At 48.7% G+C, this 20,712-nt stretch carries 15 protein-coding genes; 14 read left to right on the top strand and 1 reads right to left on the bottom strand.

Annotated elements, in window-relative coordinates; translation table 11 throughout:
* Positions 1 to 460 precede the first annotated feature (460 nt).
* The 9 genes from ACFYU8_RS24540 (at position 461) to mglC (ending at position 11,681) form a co-directional block, all read left to right on the top strand.
* Complete coding sequence (locus tag ACFYU8_RS24540) at positions 461 to 1,615, top strand: HesA/MoeB/ThiF family protein (protein ID WP_390304539.1); 1,155 nt, start codon at positions 461 to 463, stop codon at positions 1,613 to 1,615.
* A 36-nt stretch (positions 1,616 to 1,651) separates the two neighbouring features.
* Positions 1,652 to 2,890 (top strand): PqqD family protein, encoded by a 1,239-nt coding sequence (locus ACFYU8_RS24545; protein WP_390304537.1) that lies wholly within the window; start codon positions 1,652 to 1,654, stop codon positions 2,888 to 2,890.
* A 77-nt stretch (positions 2,891 to 2,967) separates the two neighbouring features.
* A complete protein-coding gene (locus tag ACFYU8_RS24550; protein ID WP_390304535.1) occupies positions 2,968 to 3,453 on the top strand; it encodes a tetratricopeptide repeat protein in 486 nt (161 codons plus the stop codon).
* A 69-nt stretch (positions 3,454 to 3,522) separates the two neighbouring features.
* Positions 3,523 to 5,127, top strand: a complete 1,605-nt coding sequence (locus ACFYU8_RS24555; RefSeq protein WP_390304533.1) for a response regulator — start codon at positions 3,523 to 3,525, stop codon at positions 5,125 to 5,127.
* Between the two features lie 2 nt (positions 5,128 to 5,129).
* On the top strand, positions 5,130 to 6,887 hold the full coding sequence (locus ACFYU8_RS24560; protein ID WP_390304531.1) for a cache domain-containing sensor histidine kinase: 1,758 nt from the start codon (positions 5,130 to 5,132) through the stop codon (positions 6,885 to 6,887).
* On the top strand, positions 6,884 to 7,870 hold the full coding sequence (locus ACFYU8_RS24565) for a substrate-binding domain-containing protein (protein ID WP_390304529.1): 987 nt from the start codon (positions 6,884 to 6,886) through the stop codon (positions 7,868 to 7,870). Before ACFYU8_RS24560 ends, ACFYU8_RS24565 begins: the two co-directional genes overlap by 4 nt.
* A gap of 125 nt (positions 7,871 to 7,995) precedes the next feature.
* Positions 7,996 to 9,042 carry a galactose ABC transporter substrate-binding protein gene (locus ACFYU8_RS24570; protein WP_390304527.1) on the top strand — a complete coding sequence of 349 codons (1,047 nt, stop codon included), beginning with the start codon at positions 7,996 to 7,998 and terminating at the stop codon, positions 9,040 to 9,042.
* Between the two features lie 83 nt (positions 9,043 to 9,125).
* The gene (locus ACFYU8_RS24575; RefSeq protein WP_390304525.1) at positions 9,126 to 10,643 is read left to right on the top strand and encodes a sugar ABC transporter ATP-binding protein; all 1,518 of its coding nucleotides are present in this window, start codon (positions 9,126 to 9,128) and stop codon (positions 10,641 to 10,643) included.
* A gap of 18 nt (positions 10,644 to 10,661) precedes the next feature.
* The gene (gene mglC, locus ACFYU8_RS24580) at positions 10,662 to 11,681 is read left to right on the top strand and encodes a galactose/methyl galactoside ABC transporter permease MglC (protein ID WP_390304523.1); all 1,020 of its coding nucleotides are present in this window, start codon (positions 10,662 to 10,664) and stop codon (positions 11,679 to 11,681) included.
* Positions 11,682 to 11,732: 51 nt separating this feature from the next.
* Here the strand turns inward: mglC and ACFYU8_RS24585 are convergent, their stop codons facing one another.
* Positions 11,733 to 12,782, bottom strand: a complete 1,050-nt coding sequence (locus ACFYU8_RS24585) for a DUF418 domain-containing protein (protein ID WP_390304756.1) — start codon at positions 12,780 to 12,782, stop codon at positions 11,733 to 11,735.
* Between the two features lie 195 nt (positions 12,783 to 12,977).
* On the opposite strand from ACFYU8_RS24585, the gene ACFYU8_RS24590 reads away from it, so the two are divergent.
* The 5 genes from ACFYU8_RS24590 to ACFYU8_RS24610 all read left to right on the top strand — a co-directional run bounded on the left by ACFYU8_RS24590 (position 12,978) and on the right by ACFYU8_RS24610 (position 20,525).
* Positions 12,978 to 13,778, top strand: a complete 801-nt coding sequence (locus ACFYU8_RS24590; RefSeq protein ID WP_390304521.1) for a VanW family protein — start codon at positions 12,978 to 12,980, stop codon at positions 13,776 to 13,778.
* Positions 13,779 to 13,879: 101 nt separating this feature from the next.
* On the top strand, positions 13,880 to 16,225 hold the full coding sequence (gene pcrA, locus ACFYU8_RS24595; RefSeq protein WP_390304754.1) for a DNA helicase PcrA: 2,346 nt from the start codon (positions 13,880 to 13,882) through the stop codon (positions 16,223 to 16,225).
* Between the two features lie 228 nt (positions 16,226 to 16,453).
* Positions 16,454 to 18,469 (top strand): NAD-dependent DNA ligase LigA, encoded by a 2,016-nt coding sequence (ligA, locus tag ACFYU8_RS24600; RefSeq protein WP_390304519.1) that lies wholly within the window; start codon positions 16,454 to 16,456, stop codon positions 18,467 to 18,469.
* A 20-nt stretch (positions 18,470 to 18,489) separates the two neighbouring features.
* Positions 18,490 to 19,416 (top strand): WD40/YVTN/BNR-like repeat-containing protein, encoded by a 927-nt coding sequence (locus tag ACFYU8_RS24605; RefSeq protein ID WP_390304517.1) that lies wholly within the window; start codon positions 18,490 to 18,492, stop codon positions 19,414 to 19,416.
* Positions 19,417 to 19,457: 41 nt separating this feature from the next.
* Positions 19,458 to 20,525, top strand: a complete 1,068-nt coding sequence (locus ACFYU8_RS24610; RefSeq protein WP_390304515.1) for a CamS family sex pheromone protein — start codon at positions 19,458 to 19,460, stop codon at positions 20,523 to 20,525.
* The last annotated feature ends 187 nt before the right edge of the window (positions 20,526 to 20,712 follow it).

The following is a 20,712-nucleotide window of genomic DNA, read 5'->3' on the forward strand; positions in this document are numbered from 1 at the left end:
TTTCCTTTTTTGATCAAACAAAAGTGATCTTGGTGAAAATTGCTTATTACATCCTAGTACTACGTATCCCGAAATGAAAGTGTCCCAAATGCAGGGGCATTTTCCAAAAAGATTGAAAAATATTTCCCTTAAAGAAGGAATTCTGAGAATATTCATAGAAAATGGAAGGAAATTACTATTGCATACGAAATAAATAGTCGAATATTACCAGAATATATAAATTTGTGCTAATATTTGTAGATTTCTGTAAATTCATGAAATATAATGAACTTGTCTTAATCATTGATCATAGAGAGGAGGCACCACCCATGAAAATCCAAGCGAAAAAAGTTGAAAGCGTTCGCACTACTGCAGTAGCAGCTTAATTCTCTTAAAAAGAGGGGGAATAGCACACGAGCTATTCCCTTTTTTTATCTAAAATGAGCCGGGTTAGCGAACCTACTATTGGGAGGTGTTTTGTATGGAACGTCGTCCTTTATTTAAACCAGTGCATCCCGTTTATGAAGTAACAGAGCAGATGATCCGCTTGGGAGAGGCTCCTGGCTATACTTTCGAATTGGAAGACGAGAATGGGTCCATCCGCAAGATGATCAAACTGATGGATGGCACTCGTACTATCGGTGAAATACATACATTATTGGCTGTGGATTACCCTGAAATTTCGTATGAAGAAATAGTGGAAGCCGTGGAATCATTGAGTGGCTTGGGCTTCCTGATGGATCAGGCGAAAGAAGAGGCTTCCGTTCTGACTGCGGAACAAAAGGAAAGGTATAAAGCGAATATCCGCTACTTCTCCTTGTTTACCGATCTCAATCAAAGTCCAAGCGAGCTACAGGAGCAGGTAAGTAGCAAAAAAGTGACGATCCTGGGAATGGGTGCTTTTGGCTCAACGCTGCTGGTCAATCTGGTAGGAGCGGGCATTCAGCATATCAAGCTCGTGGATTTTGATAGAGTAGAGCTCAGCAATTTGAACAGGCAAATGGTCTTTAACGAAAAGGATATAGGGCGCCTGAAGGTGGAAGCGGCACGTGATTTCATAGGAAGGCTTCATTCTGAGGTGTTGATTGAAACGGAGACGATGCAAATTAAGTCCAGTGAAGACGTGGAGCGGGTTATTTCCGGAAGTGACCTCGTGATCCTCGCAGCCGATCAGCCCTTTTTCTTTTTGCAGAGATGGGTGAATCTCGCCTGCACCAAGCAGCAAATTCCGTTCATCGCTGGGGGATTCAATCTGATCGAAGGACAGTTCTTCATGGTAGAACCGGGTAAGACAGGCTGTATCGACTGCATGCATTTGCATCGTTCCAGTCAGATAGAAGACTACCCGCAGTTGATCCAAAAGCTGCTTGATACCAATTTTATCCTGCCTACCGCCACCATTGCCCCCAACACCATGATGATTACGGGAATGATGGCTTCCGATGCGATCAGGTATTTGACAGGAATCGCTCCGGTACAATCAGCAGGCAAGTTTATCATTTTCGACTTCAACACGTTGGAGAAGAGCGTGTTCTTTGAATGGGAGCGAAATGAAGCTGAATGCCCGACTTGCGGAGGTGGCAGCGGAACGGAGCCGATTTTTCATATCAAGAGAAATGAAGTGCTCGCAAAGTAAGGAGTCGTTCCTGTAAGAGAGGAAGGTGTCTGTCAATTGAACATCTCGGGAGAAAGCATTCTGAAGATGCACCCGCTTGCGCGTCGGGCGGAAAACGAGGAAGAGATCCTCATTGGACGAACGGATATCAGCAATTTCATTGTGCTTCCGGCCATTGGTGTCGAGATCATCGATATGCTGGATGAAGGGAAAAGCATCAATGAAGTCGCGACGATCATGGAAGAACAGTTGGGCGAACCGGTGGATGTGCTTGACTTTGCGCAGGATTTAATTGGTTCCTATCAATTTGTGTACATGGTAGATGGAGAAGTTGTCAACGAGCCAGTTCCAGTTGAGGATCATTTCTCTTGGATCAAGCAGGGTACGGGTCAGTTTTTCTTTAATCGTGTTGCCTTTGGATTATACGGTCTCTTATTTTTCACAGGTCTTATGATTTGTGTGTTTACAGGCAAGTATATCCCGGTCTATTCCGATATTTTTGTTTCTTCTTCCGTGACAGTTTCGGTTGTGGTTTCTTTCGTGGCCACTTGGGTTTTTCTATTTTTCCACGAGATGGCCCACTTAATGGCGGCCCGATCATTGGGAATCGGCAGTCGTATTGGTCTGGGGCATCGACTTGTTTTTGCTGTAGCAGAGACGAATATGTCCAATATTGTTCTCGTTGAGCCACAGCGCAGATACAGGGCGTTTTTGGCGGGAATGTCCTGGGATGCGATGTTTATGGGAATCGGTGTGATTCTGTTGTTTGCCAATGATCAAGGCTGGCTGACGCTTGTGCCTTTCATGGAAGCATTCATTCGTATGCTGAATGTGATCCTGCTCATGGCCTTGGCCTTTCAGTTCATGGTTTTCATGCAGACCGACTTGTATTACGTGTTGGCAACCAAGTTCCACTGCTCCAATTTGATGGTGAATACACGCCTGTTTCTAAAAGGGAAATTCCGTTCCTTGAAGCAGGATGAGCAGGAGGAATGGGAGTACGTAGCCGACCATGAGAAAAAAGTCATCCGTTGGTACAGCTGGGTCTACTTAATCGGATCGGTTTGGGGTATCTGGTTCTTCGTCCAGTACCAGCTACGCATGGCGGTCGATTTTATCTGGATCATCGCGGATGATATGAAAAACGCTACACTTCACTCGTGGGAGTTTTGGGACGGCATCTTGTTGATCCTGTTGGTTCTGGTTCCGTTTCTCATTTTGGGCTGGTCGTGGATGAGGGCCTACCGGCAAAGGAGAAGCGAAAGAGAGCGGGAAAAATCCTTGCAGGGCACATAAATTGCGTCTTCACCTAGCAAAGTTATGCTGTTACGCTAGGAGGAAGAAATAGATACCCAGGCAAAGGGAGTGCTCACATGAACCCGATGATCAAAAATATTATTCATCTGCGAAAAGAAGGGCATCTGGACGAAGCGATCCAGCTTGCCCTTCAGCTCGTCAGCCAATCCCCGACTGATCCTGTCGCCCATTATCAATGTGCTTGGTGCCACGACGCAGCCGGATTGGAGAAGGAAGCCGTTCCCTTTTACGAGAAAGCGATTGAGTTTGGACTGTCTGTCGAAGACGACCTGCAAGGGGCATTGCTTGGTCTGGGCAGTACGTATCGCACGCTGGGACAATATGAGCAGGCAGCAGCTACGCTCGCGAAGGGGATGCAACAGTTCCCCGAGGACCGTTCCTTTCCGATTTTTCTTTCCATGGCGTATTACAATCTCGGGAAGCATCATGAAGCCATGACTCTCCTCTTGAAAAACCTCGCAGAAACTTCAAGCGATCCTACGATTTTGGCCTATCAAAAAGCGATTCTGTTCTATGCAGATGATCTGGATAAGACGTGGTAGTGTCATACCAGTCCACTGGCAGGAAAACATTCGCCTCCCGTTGTACATGTACAACAGCGGGAGGTGCCTATGTATAAGCTGATATTGGTAGACGACGAAGAAGATGTAAGAGAAGGGGTTAGCCAAGAAATTGACTGGCATAGCCACGGATACGAGGTGGTTGCCAAAGCAGAAAACGGTAGAGAGGCATTGGAGTTGGTAGAGAGGCTGCGACCGGACGTCGTCGTAACCGACATCAAGATGCCCTTTATGAACGGACTTCAGCTGGCGGAGTCCATCGGGCGCGAGTACCCTGCCATTCGCATCATTATCCTGACGGGGTTTGATGAGTTCGAGTACGCGCAAAAGGCCGTGAAGCTGCAAATTGATGAATATGTGCTCAAGCCGTTTTCCGCGAGTGAGCTGCTGGAAGCGCTGGACAAGGTCAAGCGACGTATGGACGAAGAGGCGGCTCATCGGGAAAACTTTCAGCTTCTGCGCGATAGCTATCGAAAAAGCTTGCCGGTTTTGCGGGAAGTTTTTTTATCATCTTTGTTGAGTCGTCAGCTCGTTCAGTACGATGTTTTTTCAAAAGCTTGTGAATACGGGATAGAGCTCAAGAGTCCCGAATATCTTGTGGCGGCAATCTGTATAGACCAGCCCAAGCAGGAGGAGCAGCAACTGTTTCTTTTTGCTGTGAAAAATATCGCAGAAGAGCAGCTGAACGCAGGCAAACAGGCGGGTATCGTGTTTCTCCATGAAGATCAGGTTGTGCTGCTCATGCAAACCAGAGTAGACGACACGCAGCGAATCGAAGTACGAACACAAAATATCGCAGAAGAAATCAGGCGGACGATTGAAAAATATATGAGCATCACTGTAACGATCGGAATCGGCAACGTCGTTACGGATGTAGCGACACTCCCTTACTCGTATGGGGACGCTATGCAGGCACTCGACTACAAAAGCATCCAGGGATGCAATCGGGTGATTGTGATCAATGACGTGGAAAAGCAAGCGAGTGAGCAGATCCGCCTTGATGAGAGAAGAGAGCATGAATTTGTTCGATGCATCAAAATGGGGACGAGTACTGAGTTGCGTGCCGTCATCGATGAATTGTTTGATCAAATGGCGGGTGTACCCATATCGATCGAGGATTATCGAATTTTTTTGTTGGAGATGATGACGACGATTTTGAAGACTGCTCATCGAGCCGAGGTTGACATGGATCAACTGTTTGACGGGCAATGTCACCTGTTGCAGGTCATGACGACTTTTACCGGTATAGAGGATGCACGAGAACAGATCAAAGAAATTTGCGAGCGCATCATGGCAAGTGTCGCAAGTGGACGGCAAACGACATACAAGCGATTGATCACCCAGGCATTGGACTACACTCACGAGCATTATTATTCTCCCGACATATCCATCCACAGGGTGTGCGATCATCTGCACATCAGTCTCGGTTATTTTAGCAGTATTTTCAAGAAAGAGACGAAAACCACCTTTGTGTCCTATCTCCTGTCATTGCGCATGGAAAAGGCCAAAGAGCTTTTGCGGACGACTGATTTGAAAACGTTTGAAATCGCAGAGAAAGTAGGATATACCGATCCCAATTACTTTAGCTTTAGTTTTCGCAAATATGCCGGGATATCCGCCAAAGAGTACCGAAGTCAGAGCGAGCAGGAAGGCTAACCATGAAACGATTGCTTGAGGTGATTAAGGTCAAAGGCATTCAATTTATCATTACCACTTCCTTTACACTCGTGACGGTACTCGTCATGCTGTTTGTCGGGGTGATGCTGTACGGAAAATTTGCGCAGACGGCAGAGCAAAACGCCTACCTGCACACGCAACAAATCCTGGAGCAGGTGAAATACAATCTGGACAGCTATTTGAATGGAATGACGCAAATTTTTGAACTCGTCGATGACAAGATCAGAAGAAGCAAGGGGCTTACGGCAAACAAGCTGAGCGAACAGCTTGAGACGATCGTAGAAACGAGAAAGGACATCGTCTCCATCGCGGTTTTTACACGGGACGGAACGTTATTGGCTACAACGCCTTCCAAAGTACTGAGGAGAAACACGCGTTTGACCGAACAGAGCTGGTTCCAAAAGGCTATCGAGGACCCAACGAACCTGTCCTTTTCGCTCCCGCATATCCAGAACTTGTTCAAAGGAGAGTACACCTGGGTCGTTTCGATGAGTCGGGAAATTCTTCTCCACGGACCTGACGGAGAAATTCCTGCCGTACTGTTAGTCGATGTGAATTTCAAGGAGATTGATGACTTGTGCCAGAGAGTGGGCTTGGGCAAAAAGGGGTACGTCTACATCATCGATCTGGTCGGGAACATCGTCTACCATCCACAGCAGCAGTTGATTTACGCCGGATTGAAAAATGAAAACCGTTCCTTGCCGCTGAAGCATTCCTACGGCAGCTATGTAGAAGAGACACAGGACGAAGCGCGCTTGATTACCATCAAGACGAACGATCAGCTAGGCTGGAAAATCATTGGGGTTTCCTATATGGACGAGATCGTGACGACTAAAAAAGAAATCAGTCGCTTCATTTTTTGGCTGCTCATCTTTGTGATTGTTATTGTGTTGTTCGTGCTGCACTATCTCTCTGCAAAAATTTCACGACCGATCAAGCTGCTAGAGCGATCGATGGAAAAGGTGGAGCAGGGAGACTTTTCAGAGAGTGAACCGATCCGAGGAAGCCATGAGGTCGAACAGCTTTCCTTGCGTTTTCACCTGATGGTCGCGAAGGTCAGGGAATTGATGCATCAGATTATTCGGGAACAGGAAGCCAAACGAAAAAGCGAGCTGGAGGTGCTACAGGCGCAGATCCATCCGCATTTTCTGTACAACACGTTGAACTCTGTGGTCAGAATGGTCGGTATCGGAAAAAACGAGGATGTCATCACCACGATTACTTCGTTGTCAAAGCTGTTTCGGATTAGTCTTAGCAGAGGCAAGAACATCATCACGGTGCAGGAAGAGCTGGAGCATGTACGTCATTATCTTATTATTCAAAAAATGAGGTACAAGCAAAAATTTGAGTACGAGATCGTGGCCGAGGATGAGGTGCTCCACTGTCTGACGCTGAAGCTATTGCTCCAACCGATTGTGGAAAACGCCATCTACCACGGAATTGAGCATCTGGCTGATCCGGGCCGGATTCGCATATTTGCAGCACTCATCGACGGGAAGGTGTTATTACAGGTAAGCGACAATGGCTTGGGCATGTCCCCTGATGTTCTTGCCCAAGTAAAAGCTGGCTTTTACAGAAGGGAAGAAGGCTCGGGAGTTGGGATTCAAAACGTGCAAGAGCGCATCCGCTTGACCTTCGGCGAACAGTACGGTTTGGAAATAGAGAGTGAACAGGAGGAGGGGACTGTGGTGCGTGTATGGATTCCGCGCCAAATTGCAGAGGAGCGAGATCGTTTATGAGGATGGCAGCGGTAAAATGTATGAGCGTATACGGACTGTTCATGTTGGTAGCGGTGACGCTTTTTTACTCGTGTAGTGCTCCGTTTACGGATGTGGAAGTAGACAAGAAAAAAACAGTGGCGCTGATCGTCCGTATGAAGCACGGCGATTATTGGCGAACGGTCAAGCTCGGGGCGGAGATGGCTGCCAAGGAATATGAGCGAAACCTGAATTTTTACGCGCCGGATTATGAGGAGGACGCCCGGAGGCAAATGGAGCTGGTGCAGCAGGCAATAGCGGATGGATCCGAGACAATCGTGGTGGCACCTAGTGACGAGCAAGTTTTGCGAGAAGCCATCAAGCTGACAAGGGAGCGGGCGATCCCCCTCCTTGTACTCGATACAGTTGGAAAAGATTCAGCCGTCAAAAGCTACATTGGGACGGATAACTACGATATGGGCATGAAGGCATTCGAAAAAATGGTGTTCCTGATCGAAAAAAAGGGACAAATCGCATTGCTCGGCACAGATCGGGTAAAGGCAAATGCTAAACGAAGAGAACAGGGCGTCCTCGATTTGCTCCCACGGGAAACGCAGGTGGAGCTGATTGCCAACGAACGTGTTCCCTTGGATAAAAAGCAGATTGGTGAGTGGACACGCGAACTGATCCGCAAGTATCCACAGATGAAAGGAGTGATTGCACTCGATGCCAGTACAGCGATTGGGGTGGCCGAGGAAATGGAAAACAGTGGACTGCGGGACAAAGTCAAAATCGTAGCAATCGACAGTCCGCCAGAAGTGCTGGAGTATTTGCAGGAAGGGATCATTTCCGCGACGATCATCCAGAAGCCGCTATCGATGGGATATCTCGGCGTCAAATACGCAGTCGAGGCGAGCGACGGAGGCTCTGTGCCCAGTCTGGTCGACACCGGAACAAAAGTAATTGATCGGGAGAATATGTTCTGGTCGGAGAACCAAAAGCTCCTCTTCCCCTTCGTAAAGTAAGCCACCGAAAAACAGATGAGAATTTTGATAGAAATGCGCAGGATTTTCGATGGAACACACTCGGGAAAACGCTTACATTTGGTATATATCAGATGTAAACACAGGGGATAAAGGGGGATTATCGAATGAGAAAGCTGATTGCCACTACACTGGTAGCCGCTGTTACACTCTCGGTGGTTGGATGCTCACAATCTGGCGGTTCGCAGCCAGCAGCGTCCGGGGGAGGATCGGCTCCTGCGGGGAATCCCAAAATCGGAGTTGCCATCTACAAGTTCGATGATACGTTCATGACGGGAGTGCGCAATGCGATTTCGAAAGCCGCGGAGGGCAAAGCGGAAGTGGACATAGTAGACAGCCAAAATGCCCAGCCTACGCAAAATGACAAAGTAGATTTGTTCATTAACAAAAAGGTAAATGCTCTCGCCATCAATCCAGTGGATCGCACAGCTGCTGGCGTCCTTATCGACAAGGCGAAGCAAGCCAATATTCCCGTCGTCTTCTTTAACCGTGAGCCGATGCCAGAGGATATGCAGAAGTGGGATAAGGTCTACTACGTGGGAGCAAAAGCGGAGGAATCCGGCACGATCTCTGGGCAGTTGATCGTCGATTACTGGAAGGCAAATCCGGAAGCAGATAAAAACAAGGATGGTGTCCTCCAATACGTGATGCTAAAAGGCGAGCCAGGGCATCAGGATGCTGAATTGCGGACGAAGTTTTCAGTGAAGGCGATTGAAGATGCGGGGATTAAAGTAGAGAAGGTCGCGGAAGATACGGCCATGTGGGATCGCGTAAAAGGGCAGGAAAAGATGGCAGCCTTCCTCGCAGCTGCCGGTGACAAGATCGAAGCCGTTCTTGCCAACAACGACGATATGGCACTGGGGGCAATCGAAGCACTGAAGGCATCTGGCTATTTTGCGAATGGCAAGTACATGCCCGTTGTTGGTGTGGATGCCACAGCGCCTGCGCTAAAGGAGCTGGAGGCGGGAACCTTGCTCGGAACGGTCCTCAACGATGCGAGTAACCAAGGAAAAGCCACCCTTAGTATTGCTTCGTCATTGGCGAAGGGCGAAACGCCAACGAAAGATTCCACAGGTTTTGACATTACGGACGGCAAGTACGTGTGGGTGCCCTACAAAAAAATCACCAAGGAAAACATGAACGACGCGAAATAAAAAGCAGGGGAGTCGGTGAAGAGACGAATCCGACTCTCCTGTTTCGGTGATGGGGATGATTTTGCAAAGAGGAGGGCATTCGCATGGTCCAGCAAGCGTTTTTGTTGGAAATGAACCACATTCATAAGGAGTTTCCAGGAGTCAAAGCACTCGACGATGTCACGCTAAAAGTCCGTGCCGGAACTGTTCATGCCCTGATGGGAGAGAATGGAGCAGGCAAATCGACCCTGATGAAGTGTCTCTTCGGAATATATAGGCCAGATGCGGGAGAAATCGTGTTAAACAATGAGCAGGTGACGATGAACAACTCAAAGGACGCACTGGCACATGGCATCTCCATGATTCATCAAGAGCTGCATCCGGTGCCCTTTCGCAATGTCATGGAAAACATATGGCTGGGACGTTTTCCGGTCAAAAGAATCGGTCCTTTTCCGATTGTGGATGAGAAAAAAATGCTTACGGATACAAAGAAGCTGTTTGCTGATCTGGGAATGGACTTGAATCCGCATGCGATTGTCCGTGATTTGTCTGTATCCAAGGTACAGTCGCTTGAAATTGCCAAAGCAGTCTCCTACCAATCCAAAGTGATTATTATGGACGAACCAACGTCTTCTTTGACGGGAAACGAAGTGAGGCAGCTATTTGCGATTATCCGCGAACTGAAGAGCAGAGGTGTCGCCATCATTTATATTTCACACAAGATGGAAGAAATTTTACGGATTGCGGATGACGTGACGATCATGCGCGATGGCAAGCTCATTGGAACATGGCGGGCTGCCGAACTGACGACAGATTTGATCATCTCTAAAATGGTCGGACGGGACCTGACGCAGCGTTTCCCGAGTCGATCCAATACGCCAGGGGATGCGATTTTGAAGGTAGAAGGACTGAGCTCCCCATTTTCCCAGTCATTTCAGCACGTATCGTTTGAATTGCGAAAAGGAGAAATATTGGGTGTAGGCGGCCTCGTTGGTGCACAACGAACAGAGCTGATTGAGGCATTGTTTGGACTGCGCACGGTGTCAGCAGGAAAAGTGTCGATCAACGGTCAGGAGGTACGAATCAAATCACCGAAGGATGCGAAGAAGTACAAAATGGCGCTCTTGACGGAAGAGCGACGAGTCACTGGCATCATTCCTGTCTTATCGATTCTGGAAAATACGGTAATCGCGAATTTGACCAGTTACCAAACACCTTTTCTGCTCCTCAATGAGCGCAAGCAAAGAGCGGATGTCAGCCGAAGTATCGAGATGCTCCGCGTCAAGACACCCTCTATGAAAGCCTTGATCAAAAACCTGTCAGGAGGCAATCAGCAAAAGGTTCTGCTGGCGCGGTGGCTATTGACTGATCCGGATATTTTATTGCTGGACGAACCTACGCGTGGAGTCGATGTCGGCGCCAAATACGAAATCTATTCCATCATCGCGGAGCTGGCGAGCCAAGGAAAAGGCATCATTATGATTTCTTCGGAAATGCCGGAGTTGCTTGGAATGTCAGATCGGATCATGGTCATGTGCGAAGGTAAGCTTTCAGGTTTTTTGTCAGGTACAGCGGCAACCGAAGAAGAGATCATGCGGCTCGCTACCAAACATCTTGCATGAGAAAGGAGGGGACCAGGCATGTCTCAGTTGTCTGCTAAACAGGTGCAAGGCTTTGTTACGCAACACGCCATCTATATCGTTCTGGTTTTATTGATAGCGGGAATTGCGATTTACGATTCCAATTTTCTTTCCATTACAACGCTTCGGGATATTTTGATGCAATCCTCAACTCGCGCCATTATCGCCTTGGGTGCTGCGTTTGTTCTGATTACAGGCGGAACGGATCTTTCTGCAGGGCGAGTGGTCGGATTGACGGCTGTCATCTCCGCCTCGATGCTGCAAAGCCAAGACTATCCGCGGAGGTTTTTCCCGGATTTACCCGATTTACCGCTATTTATCCCCATTCTCATCGCAATTGCTGCGGGCTTGCTGGTTGGCTTGATCAACGGCATTATTGTGTCTCGCTTCAGTGTGCCACCTTTTATCGCCACGCTAGGCATGATGGTCATTGTGTACGGTTTCAACTCCATCTATTTTGATATGGAGCCCAATCAATCGCAGCCAATCGCTGGACTGCGCAGTGACTTCAATCATCTTGGGACAGGGTACATCGGCCCGAGTGGCCCGTATTCGATCCCGTATATTGTCATCATTGCGATCATGGTAGCGTTCATCGTATGGGTGATCTTCAACAAAACACGGCTGGGTAAAAACATGTACGCCATCGGAGGCAACATGCAGGCCGCAACTGTTTCCGGGATCAACGTCGCCTTCAACCTCATGATTATTTATGCCATTGCTGGTGCCTTGTATGGACTCGGAGGTGTCCTGGAGGCAGCACGGACAGGTGGCGCGACGAACAACTACGGTAACATGTACGAGCTGGACGCCATTGCAGCCTGTGTAGTAGGCGGAGTCTCGACGTCTGGCGGAATTGGGACTGTTCCGGGGGTGCTTGCGGGTGTCCTGATTTTTGGCGTCATCAACTACGGTCTCACGTTTATCGGAGTCAGCCCGTATTGGCAGCTCATTATCAAAGGACTGATCATTGTGGCAGCCGTTGCTTTTGACATTCGCAAATACTTGGCCAAAAAATAAAAGGAGACCCCGGTCCAGCTGTTAGGCAGCTTTTCTGGGGTCTTCGATTGTTTATTTTCGCAGCGGTGTGATTTTCATATACGTAAATAATCTCCATACCCATTCAAGTGGCCCCATGCGGAAAACAGATAGCCAGAGTACGCTAAAAACCATTTGCACCGCGTAGATACCAAGGCAGATCAGTGTCGTTTGCAGGTAGCCGAGATTGCCAAACCAATCGAACAAGTAGCTTCCCACAAGGATCAATACGGTTTGTCCGACGTAGTTAGTCAAAGCCATGCGACCGTAGCTGGTCAGCGGAGAGAGAATGGTCTGGACGGTTTTGTTTTGCAGCACCCGAATCAAGGTCGTTGTGTAAAAGGCAGCCATGACAAGACCTGTGGAGGTCAAGGCAATCGTGTAGTTCATTAGCTGCTGAAGTGTTTCTTCCGATATCGTTTCATCCACAACTAGGTTCGCACCAGCCATAGACGGATCGGCCGGAGTTAGCTGGTATTGTACATACAACCCGAGTAACGAAAGTACGAAGGTCACTCCCTGCACTTTTTTGATCACAGGCAAAAACCTTGGAATATCTTGGAATACTCCGTACTGTCCGACAGCAAGTCCTAAAATAAACAACGGAAGTACCAAAAGCGGCTTGAAACCGGTAGCGCAGACAGCGATAGATAGTAGTAGGCCGATGATCAGATTGGTTTGCGCCTTCAATCGATAAAAAGGCAATAAGATGAATCCGAAGATGGCGTAGATGAAGAGTGCTTCGCCAGGATGAAACATTTTATGCACAAAGCCAAGAGCGAGTAGCGCAATCAGACGCCGAATGAACAAAACGGTGCTGTTGGCGCCTTTTTCTTTTGCTCGACTGATGAAAATATAGAAGCCCACGCCAAACAAGAAGGAAAAGATCACGAAGAAGCGAGATTCCACAAAGAAATTGAAAAACTGGAACAGCCAGTGGTCCACACTTCCTGGTTCAGGTGTTTGCGCATATAGCAATGCCACGATGTTGACGAGGAGAATGCCCATTAAGGCAAAGCCCCGTACGGTATCTAGTGTATCAATTCGTTGGTTCATGGTAGGTGCGTTTTCTTTCAATCCCATCACTTCCTTCTCTCGTTGTTAGTCGTCCGATCGCGCACTTTTCCTATCCTAGCTCATGCGGTAATGGAGGAGAAATGGTGTTTGCTTACGTCTCGCTTACAAAAGTGTAAGAAGTGTGGGACTCTCCAGTATCCAACCGCAACTTCCTACCAAATTCCTGCGTCTATTGTAATAATCAGGAAGTCGGGGTGGGTAATGAAACCGATCGCACGGGGAAAGTGGCGTTTGGCAGCAGGCATGGCTTATTTTCGTTGGAAAAGGTATGTACAATGGACATTTGGTCAAACGAGGTTCGCTCATGAGAAAAGAAGCGAATTGTTGCGTTATGTCCATTATTCTCATCAAACGATTTTGTTACGCCCATTGCAGAACGTGGAAATGTGGATGCAGCACAACAAAGTGATCAATTTGCGTCTGGCGATTGCACGACTAGGCGGATTGATCATCCATCCCGGGGAAACCTTTTCATACTGGAAGCAGATTGGCAAGCCGACCCGTAGCAAAGGCTATGTAGAGGGCATGCTGCTCTCACAGGGACGCGTCACAGCCGGAGTTGGCGGAGGACTTTGTCAGCTCTCGAATCTGTTGTACTGGATGACTCTGCATACGCCATTGACAGTGACGGAACGGCATCGACATAGCTACGATGTTTTTCCCGATTCGAATCGGACTCAGCCGTTCGGAAGTGGAGCGACTTGTTTCTATAACTATCTGGATCTGCAAATCACCAACCAGACGCATCAGCCCTTTCAACTGGATGTCTACCTGACCGATACACATTTGGTAGGGGAATGGCGTTCAGACATGCCACCGACACGGACGTATGTCATTATCGAGAAAGAACATGAGATCCGCCCTTCGATTTGGGGCGGGTATGAGCGGAAGAATGAATTGTATCGTGATGTTTACTCGCTGGAAGGAGAATGGGTGGAGCAAGAATGGCTGACGCAGAATCGGGCGTATTTGATGTACGAGCCATTGCTGCCGAAAGGATGATCTTTCCTGTTCGGGATACGAACTGGAACTCCACTGCGATCTGTGCGAAAATAGGAACATATGCTTTCGTCGAGGGAACGTGGAAAGGTGGATTTATACATATGTCTTTTGCAGATCGTATCACAGCAGGCCTGAACCCGGAGCAGCGGGAAGCAGTGCTTACAACAGAAGGCCCCGTCTTGATTCTGGCCGGTGCGGGTAGCGGCAAGACCAAAGCACTGACACAGCGCATCGCTTACCTAATCAGTGCCAAACAGGTAGCGCCTTGGAGCATTTTGGCGATCACCTTCACCAACAAAGCAGCACGGGAGATGCAAAACCGTGTGGCTGCCATTATTGGTGGGGCGGCAGCGCAGGATGCATGGCTGTCGACATTTCACTCCTTGTGTGTGCGGATTTTGCGCAGGGATATCGACCGACTTGGCATCAATCGCAGCTTTTCCATTTTGGATTCCGGTGACCAGTTGTCTGTCGTCAAGCAATGTTTAAAAGAATTGAACATCGATCCGAAGCAGTATGAGCCGCGTTCGATTTTGGCTGCGATCAGCGGAGCGAAAAACGAGCTGACCGATCCAGAAACCTATACGCGTCTTGCGGGCGATGCATTTGCACAAGTGGTAGCCAAGGTTTACACGGCTTATCAGAAAAAGCTGAGAAATAACCAGTCGCTGGACTTCGACGATCTGATCATGACAACGGTTCGTCTGTTTAAAGAAGTGCCGGAAGTATTGGAGTTTTATCAAAAGAAATTCCGTTACATACACGTTGACGAGTATCAGGATACCAACCGGGCGCAATACCTTCTGATTTCCATGCTGGCAGACAAGTATCGAAATGTATGTTGTGTGGGGGATGCTGACCAAAGTATTTATAAATGGCGCGGGGCAGATATCTCGATCATCTTAAACTTTGAAAAAGACTATCCCGAAGCCAAGCTCATTAAGCTCGAGCAAAACTATCGCTCCACCAAAACGATTTTGCAGGCGGCGAACCAGGTCATTGGCAACAACAAGCTGCGCAAGGAAAAGAAGCTCTGGACGGAGAATCCGGGTGGCGACAAGATCATGTGCTTCCAGGGCGATTCCGAGCATGACGAGTCGTATTTTATTGTCGATACGATTCGCAAGCAGATGGCACAGTACAAGCGCTACGACAAATTTGCGGTCCTATATCGGACGAATGCACAGTCCCGCGTGGTCGAGGAAGTTTTCATCAAGTCGAACATTCCGTACACCATCGTCGGCGGAACCAAGTTCTACGATCGCAAAGAGATTAAGGACATCTTGGCTTACTTGCGTCTCATCTCCAATCCGGATGACGATATCAGCTTGCAGCGCATTATCAACGTACCGAAGCGTAATATCGGGGATACGACAGTCGATAAGCTGCAAGCGTATGCGAACGCAAATGGTCAGTCCCTTTTCCAAGCGATTCAGGAGACGGCTTACATGGGGCTGCCTTCACGCACAACAAATGCGATCCTGTCCTTTAACGATCTCATCTCGAGTTTGATGCAAATGACCGATTACTTGAGTGTGACTGAGCTGGTGGAAGAGGTGCTCAAGCGCTCTGGATACCGCGATTCTTTAAAAGAAGAAAAAACTCTGGAAGCACAGGCACGTCTGGAGAATATCGAGGAGTTTCTGTCTGTAACGCAGGAGTTCGAGCGCAAAAATGAAGACAAGAGCTTGCTTGCCTTCCTGACCGACCTTGCGCTGGTGGCAGACATTGATTCCTTGGGAGATGACGGTGCCCAGGAGGAAGTATCGGCAGAGGGTCAGGTTGTATTAATGACCTTGCATAGTGCCAAAGGGCTGGAGTTCCCTGTTGTGTTCCTGGTTGGTTGCGAAGAAGGTGTCTTCCCGCATAGCCGCTCTTTGTTTGACGACGCTGAGATGGAGGAAGAGCGCCGTCTGGCTTATGTAGGAATTACACGGGCGGAGGAACGTCTGTACATGACATGTGCCCGTATGCGGACGTTGTTTGGACGGACCAATGTGAATGCGCCGTCTCGCTTCCTGCAAGAAATTCCGGCTGAGCTGTTGGAAGGAAATCCAGCGACAGCAGACCGAGGCTTCGGCGGTGGACGCAGCAGTGCATTTGGACAGCGTGATAGCAGTGCATTCGGACGTGATACGGGAGCGAGACCGTTTGGAGCTCCCTCCTCACAAGCAGGCTCTGCTCCGAAATTTGGCATGGGTCAGCGAACTGCAAGCAGCACACCTGCTACGTTTACCCGTCCGGCGGGTGAAAAACTGCCTGGACACGGTCAAGGAGCAGGCGTTGATTGGAAGGTTGGCGATAGAGTGGCGCATGGCAAATGGGGCAACGGTACGGTCGTCAAAGTAAAAGGAACGGGCGACGACATGGAGCTCGACATTGCTTTCCCAAGCCCGACTGGCATTAAAAAGCTATTAGCGAAGTTCGCCCCTATTCAAAAAGGATAGTGTGCAAATGCAAATACAGCCAATCGCAAAAAAGGTAGTTCAAAAAGTCGTCTTTTGATCACGAAGCAGTCCGGGAAGCTTATTCGCATCGATAATGGCGTTCACCTTCGAAGTCCGGTGCTCATGTAGGTACCTACACTCCGCTCCTCCTTCGTGCGGTTCTCGCCATTATCTTGGTGCTGAAAAGACAACTTTTTGAACAGGTTTGAGTAAGAAAGGATGAACGAGATGGATCGATTGACGGCGGAAACAAAAATGAAAGAATTAGCGAAACGAATTGAGCGGCATAACCGTCTTTACCATGAAGAGGATCGACCTGAGATTTCTGATCAGGAATACGATCAATTGATGCGGGAGCTAAAAGAGCTTGAAACCAGCTTCCCTGATTTGCAGTCACCGGATTCTCCTTCCTTACGTGTAGGTGGAGAACCACTGCCTTTCTTTGAAAAGGTCGTTCATAAGACACCGATGCTCAGTCTCGGCAACGCCTTTAATGAGGAGGATATCAGGGATTTTGACCGCCGGGTGCGTCAGGCCGTTGGCAGTCAGGCTATCCGATATGTAGCTGAACTGAAAATTGATGGTCTGGCCGTGTCACTTCATTATGAAAATGGGCTGTTCGTCCGCGGAGCTACACGTGGAGACGGAACAACAGGCGAAGACATCACACAAAACCTGAAAACGATTCGTTCTATTCCTTTGCGCCTGACGAAGCCGTTAACCCTTGAGGTTCGCGGTGAGGCATACATGTCCAAAGGAGCTTTTGAAAAGCTGAACAAAGAGCGCGAGGAGCGTGAAGAAGCGTTATTTGCTAATCCGCGCAATTCCGCAGCAGGTTCACTCCGTCAGCTCGATCCGAAGATTGCCGCATCCCGTCAGCTGGATACGTTTATTTACGGCATTGGCGATTTGCAGGGGGAGACAGTGGAATCGCACAGTGAAGGCCTTGATTTGCTGGAGACGCTTGGCTTCATGGTGAATCAGGAGCGACGTGTATTTGACGACATCGATGAACTGCTCGCTTTTATTGCAAGCTGGACAGAGAAACGTCCTCATTTGCCTTATGAAATCGACGGCATGGTAATCAAGGTCGACAGTTACGCTCAGCAGGAGGAGCTCGGATTTACTGCGAAAAGTCCGCGTTGGGCCATCGCATACAAATTCCCTGCTGAAGAAGCAGTTACGATTCTCGAAGGTATTGAAGTATCCGTGGGGCGTACAGGGAGTGTCACCCCGACTGCATTATTGAAGCCAGTCAGTCTGGCAGGTACGACCGTGAAGCGTGCTTCCTTGCACAACGAAGATATTATTCGGGAAAAAGGTCTTCTTATCGGCGATCATGTTGTCGTCAAAAAAGCAGGGGACATTATCCCGGAAATTATCGCCGTCTTGCCTGAGCGTCGCACTGGAAATGAAGTACCGTTTGCCATGCCAACGCATTGCCCAGAATGTGGGAGCGAGCTGGTACGCTTGGAAGAAGAAGTGGCCCTGCGCTGCATCAATCCAATGTGTCCGGCACTGATCCGTGAAGGCATGATTCATTTCGTGTCCCGAACTGCCATGAACATTGACGGCTTGGGGGAAAAAGTGGTCGCACAGCTTTATCGCGACGGTATTATCCACAGTGTCGCTGACTTGTATTATTTGCACCAGCAGCGCGATGTTCTACTGGGTATGGAGCGCATGGGTGAAAAGTCTGTAGATAATTTGCTCGCGGCTATTGAAGCGAGCAAGGAAAACTCGCTGGAGCGCGTATTGTTTGGTCTTGGTATTCGCTTGGTCGGAGCCAAGGCGGCACGTGTTCTCGCGGAGCATTTTGGCAATATCGATGCCATTATGCAGGCATCCGAAGAAGAGATTACGCAAATCGATGAGATCGGGCCGAAAATGGCTGCGAGTCTCGTGAACTACTTCGCACAGCCGCAGGCTCAGGCTGTTATTGAGAGACTGCGAGCGGCCGGAGTGAACATGGAGTACAAAGGAATCCGCATTGAAACTGGCACAGACCTCCCATTCTCAGGCAAAACAATCGTTTTGACCGGCACACTGACGCAAATGTCGCGGCAGGAGGCAGAGGAAGCGATTGCGCGCTTGGGTGGCAAGGTAACAGGCAGCGTCAGCAAAAAGACAGACCTGGTGATTGCAGGAGAAAAGGCCGGCTCCAAGCTGGAGAAGGCAGAAAAACTAGGCGTGGCTGTTATGGACGAAGCAGGCTTCCTGCAAGTATTGGATAGCAACGCCTAAGAAAACGGTGGCGACAACGGATGAGTAAGGGAAGGGACGTGAAGAGCATGAATAGCTTCCTGAAATGGGGAATCGGTGCAATAGCCATGCTGCAATTGGTTGGCTGTGGAAGTAGCAGCAGTACTGGCAGTGAACAAATCAATACGAATCCTCCAACAGTTACGGCTGCTGCTCTACAAGGGAACTTGACCTATCAGGACGTATTGGAGCAGGGAGCAACCATTCACAATCTAATGATGACCGATGATGCTCGTCAAATATGGGTTGGTACCAATTCAGGGATGTATAGCTCGGCTGGTGGTGGATCGTGGGGATCTCTCTCGACAGATTTAGAGCAGTATACAATCGAAGGCTGGTTTGTGGACCCGGATGATCCAAAGCAAATATTTGTCGGTGGAATTGATGGGGTTCTTCATTCAACAGATGGCGGTAAAAAGTGGACTTCTGTCAACAATGGGTTGCCAGAGCCTGCGAATATCAGCAGCTTTGTGGGGATTCGCCAAGGAAACGAAGTACGTCTGTTTGCCTTTGTCTCGGGTGAAGGCATTTATCAATCGACGGACGAGGCCCAATCATGGAGCCTGTGGCAACCGATGGATCAGGAAGTATTTGCCATGGACTTTGATCCAGAACAAGACCGTCTCTATGTAGCGGCCCAATTCAGCTTGCTCTATAATGAAGAGGGGCAATGGAAGACAGAGGCGATTCCTAGAGCACAGCAGATCTATTCGCTCGCCATTAACAGACGAACTGGCACTCTCGCTGTCGCAACCGAACAAGGTATCTATGAGAAAATCAAGGGCGAATGGCGTTTGCTTGATGCTCGCTCACCAGAAAAGCTGATTGTCATTGCTTCAGGGGGCGAGGATACAAAATGGGTGGGAATTGGCGAATCGGCATTGATCTACAAGCTCGAAGACAATCGGTGGATCAAGTGGAACGAATGATTTGTACATCGCCCACTTTTGGATACGAAAAGGAGTAATCTATGAAAGTGAAGTTTTTGACAGGATGCAGGTTCTTGACAGCTTTACTTCTTGTGATGGCATTGACTGGCTGCTCGTTGATACCTGGGGGCAAGGACAAAGCTCCTGAGCCTACTACACCGTCCTTGTCGGAGGTAGTGGAAGTATCCGAGGATTACTACGGTAGCATTACCCCGTACCAGCCGAACCAGACACGAGGAATGCTTGCTAATACGAGATATCGCATCGATTTCAATCATCTTGAATTAGGCCTGATGGAGTTTGCCCGGGAGACGTTCCCGACGTCCGATTATTATTTCCAAGAAGGTCAAGTGGTGAAAAAGGAGCAAGTAACCCAGTGGATCGCACAGGAAAAGACGGGCGGAGCAAACGGGAAAAAGAAGAGTGGGATTCTGGTACACGTGTTGGAGCACGATTACCTGAGTAAAAAGGATAAGAGCTTGGTTGGCATGGTGTTGGGCTTGTCACTCTCGCCCAACTACCAGGATGCAACCGGTCAAGACAAGGTGTACACGACGCAGGAATTGCAGGCAAAAGGTCAGCAGGTCGCAGCTCGTATTGTGCAGTCTGTACGTGCTAACAGCCCGCAGGTTCCGATACTGATTTTGATGTATCAAGTACCGGAAGCGAATTCTTCCCTGGTGCCTGGGAACTTTATCATGTCAGGAACAGTAGGGGCGAATGAAGCGACTGTATCCAAGTGGTTGCCGATTGAAGAGGAATTTTTACTATTCCCAAGCTCAGAGGCTGAGAAAAAGTACCCAGAGGTGGCCTTGCAGTACGATAAGCTCATGCGCCAGTCTAAGGGTTATTTCGGTGAGTACATCGGGATGACTGGTCTGGGGCGCTTCATGGATGGCAGGCTAACGGAAATGACAATCACAGCTACGGCAGAGTATGACTCCAGAACAGAGGTATTGCAGTTTACGCAATTTGCAGCAGGAAGCATTAATCAGCTCTTCGACAAAAACGTTCACGTGAACATGTACGTACAGTCGATGAACAAACCATTGTCGCTCTATATTCGACCGACAAGTGGTGAGCCGTATATGCATATTTACAGACAATAAGGAAAAGCACAAAACACCCGAATGATCGCCTAAGAAGGTGACGAGTTCGGGTGTTTTTTTGTACACAAAAGATAGTGGATTGAACAAATGTGTGAAATGTTGAACGAAGCGTGTACAAAAGTGTTCGGTATACTTCTTGAATCTTGTCGGTGATTTTTCGTCAAAAATGCAAACACTAATAGAGTCG

Origin of the sequence: Brevibacillus sp. NPDC003359, from assembly GCF_042878995.1 — a bacterium.
Taxonomy (GTDB): Bacteria; Bacillota; Bacilli; order Brevibacillales; family Brevibacillaceae; genus Brevibacillus.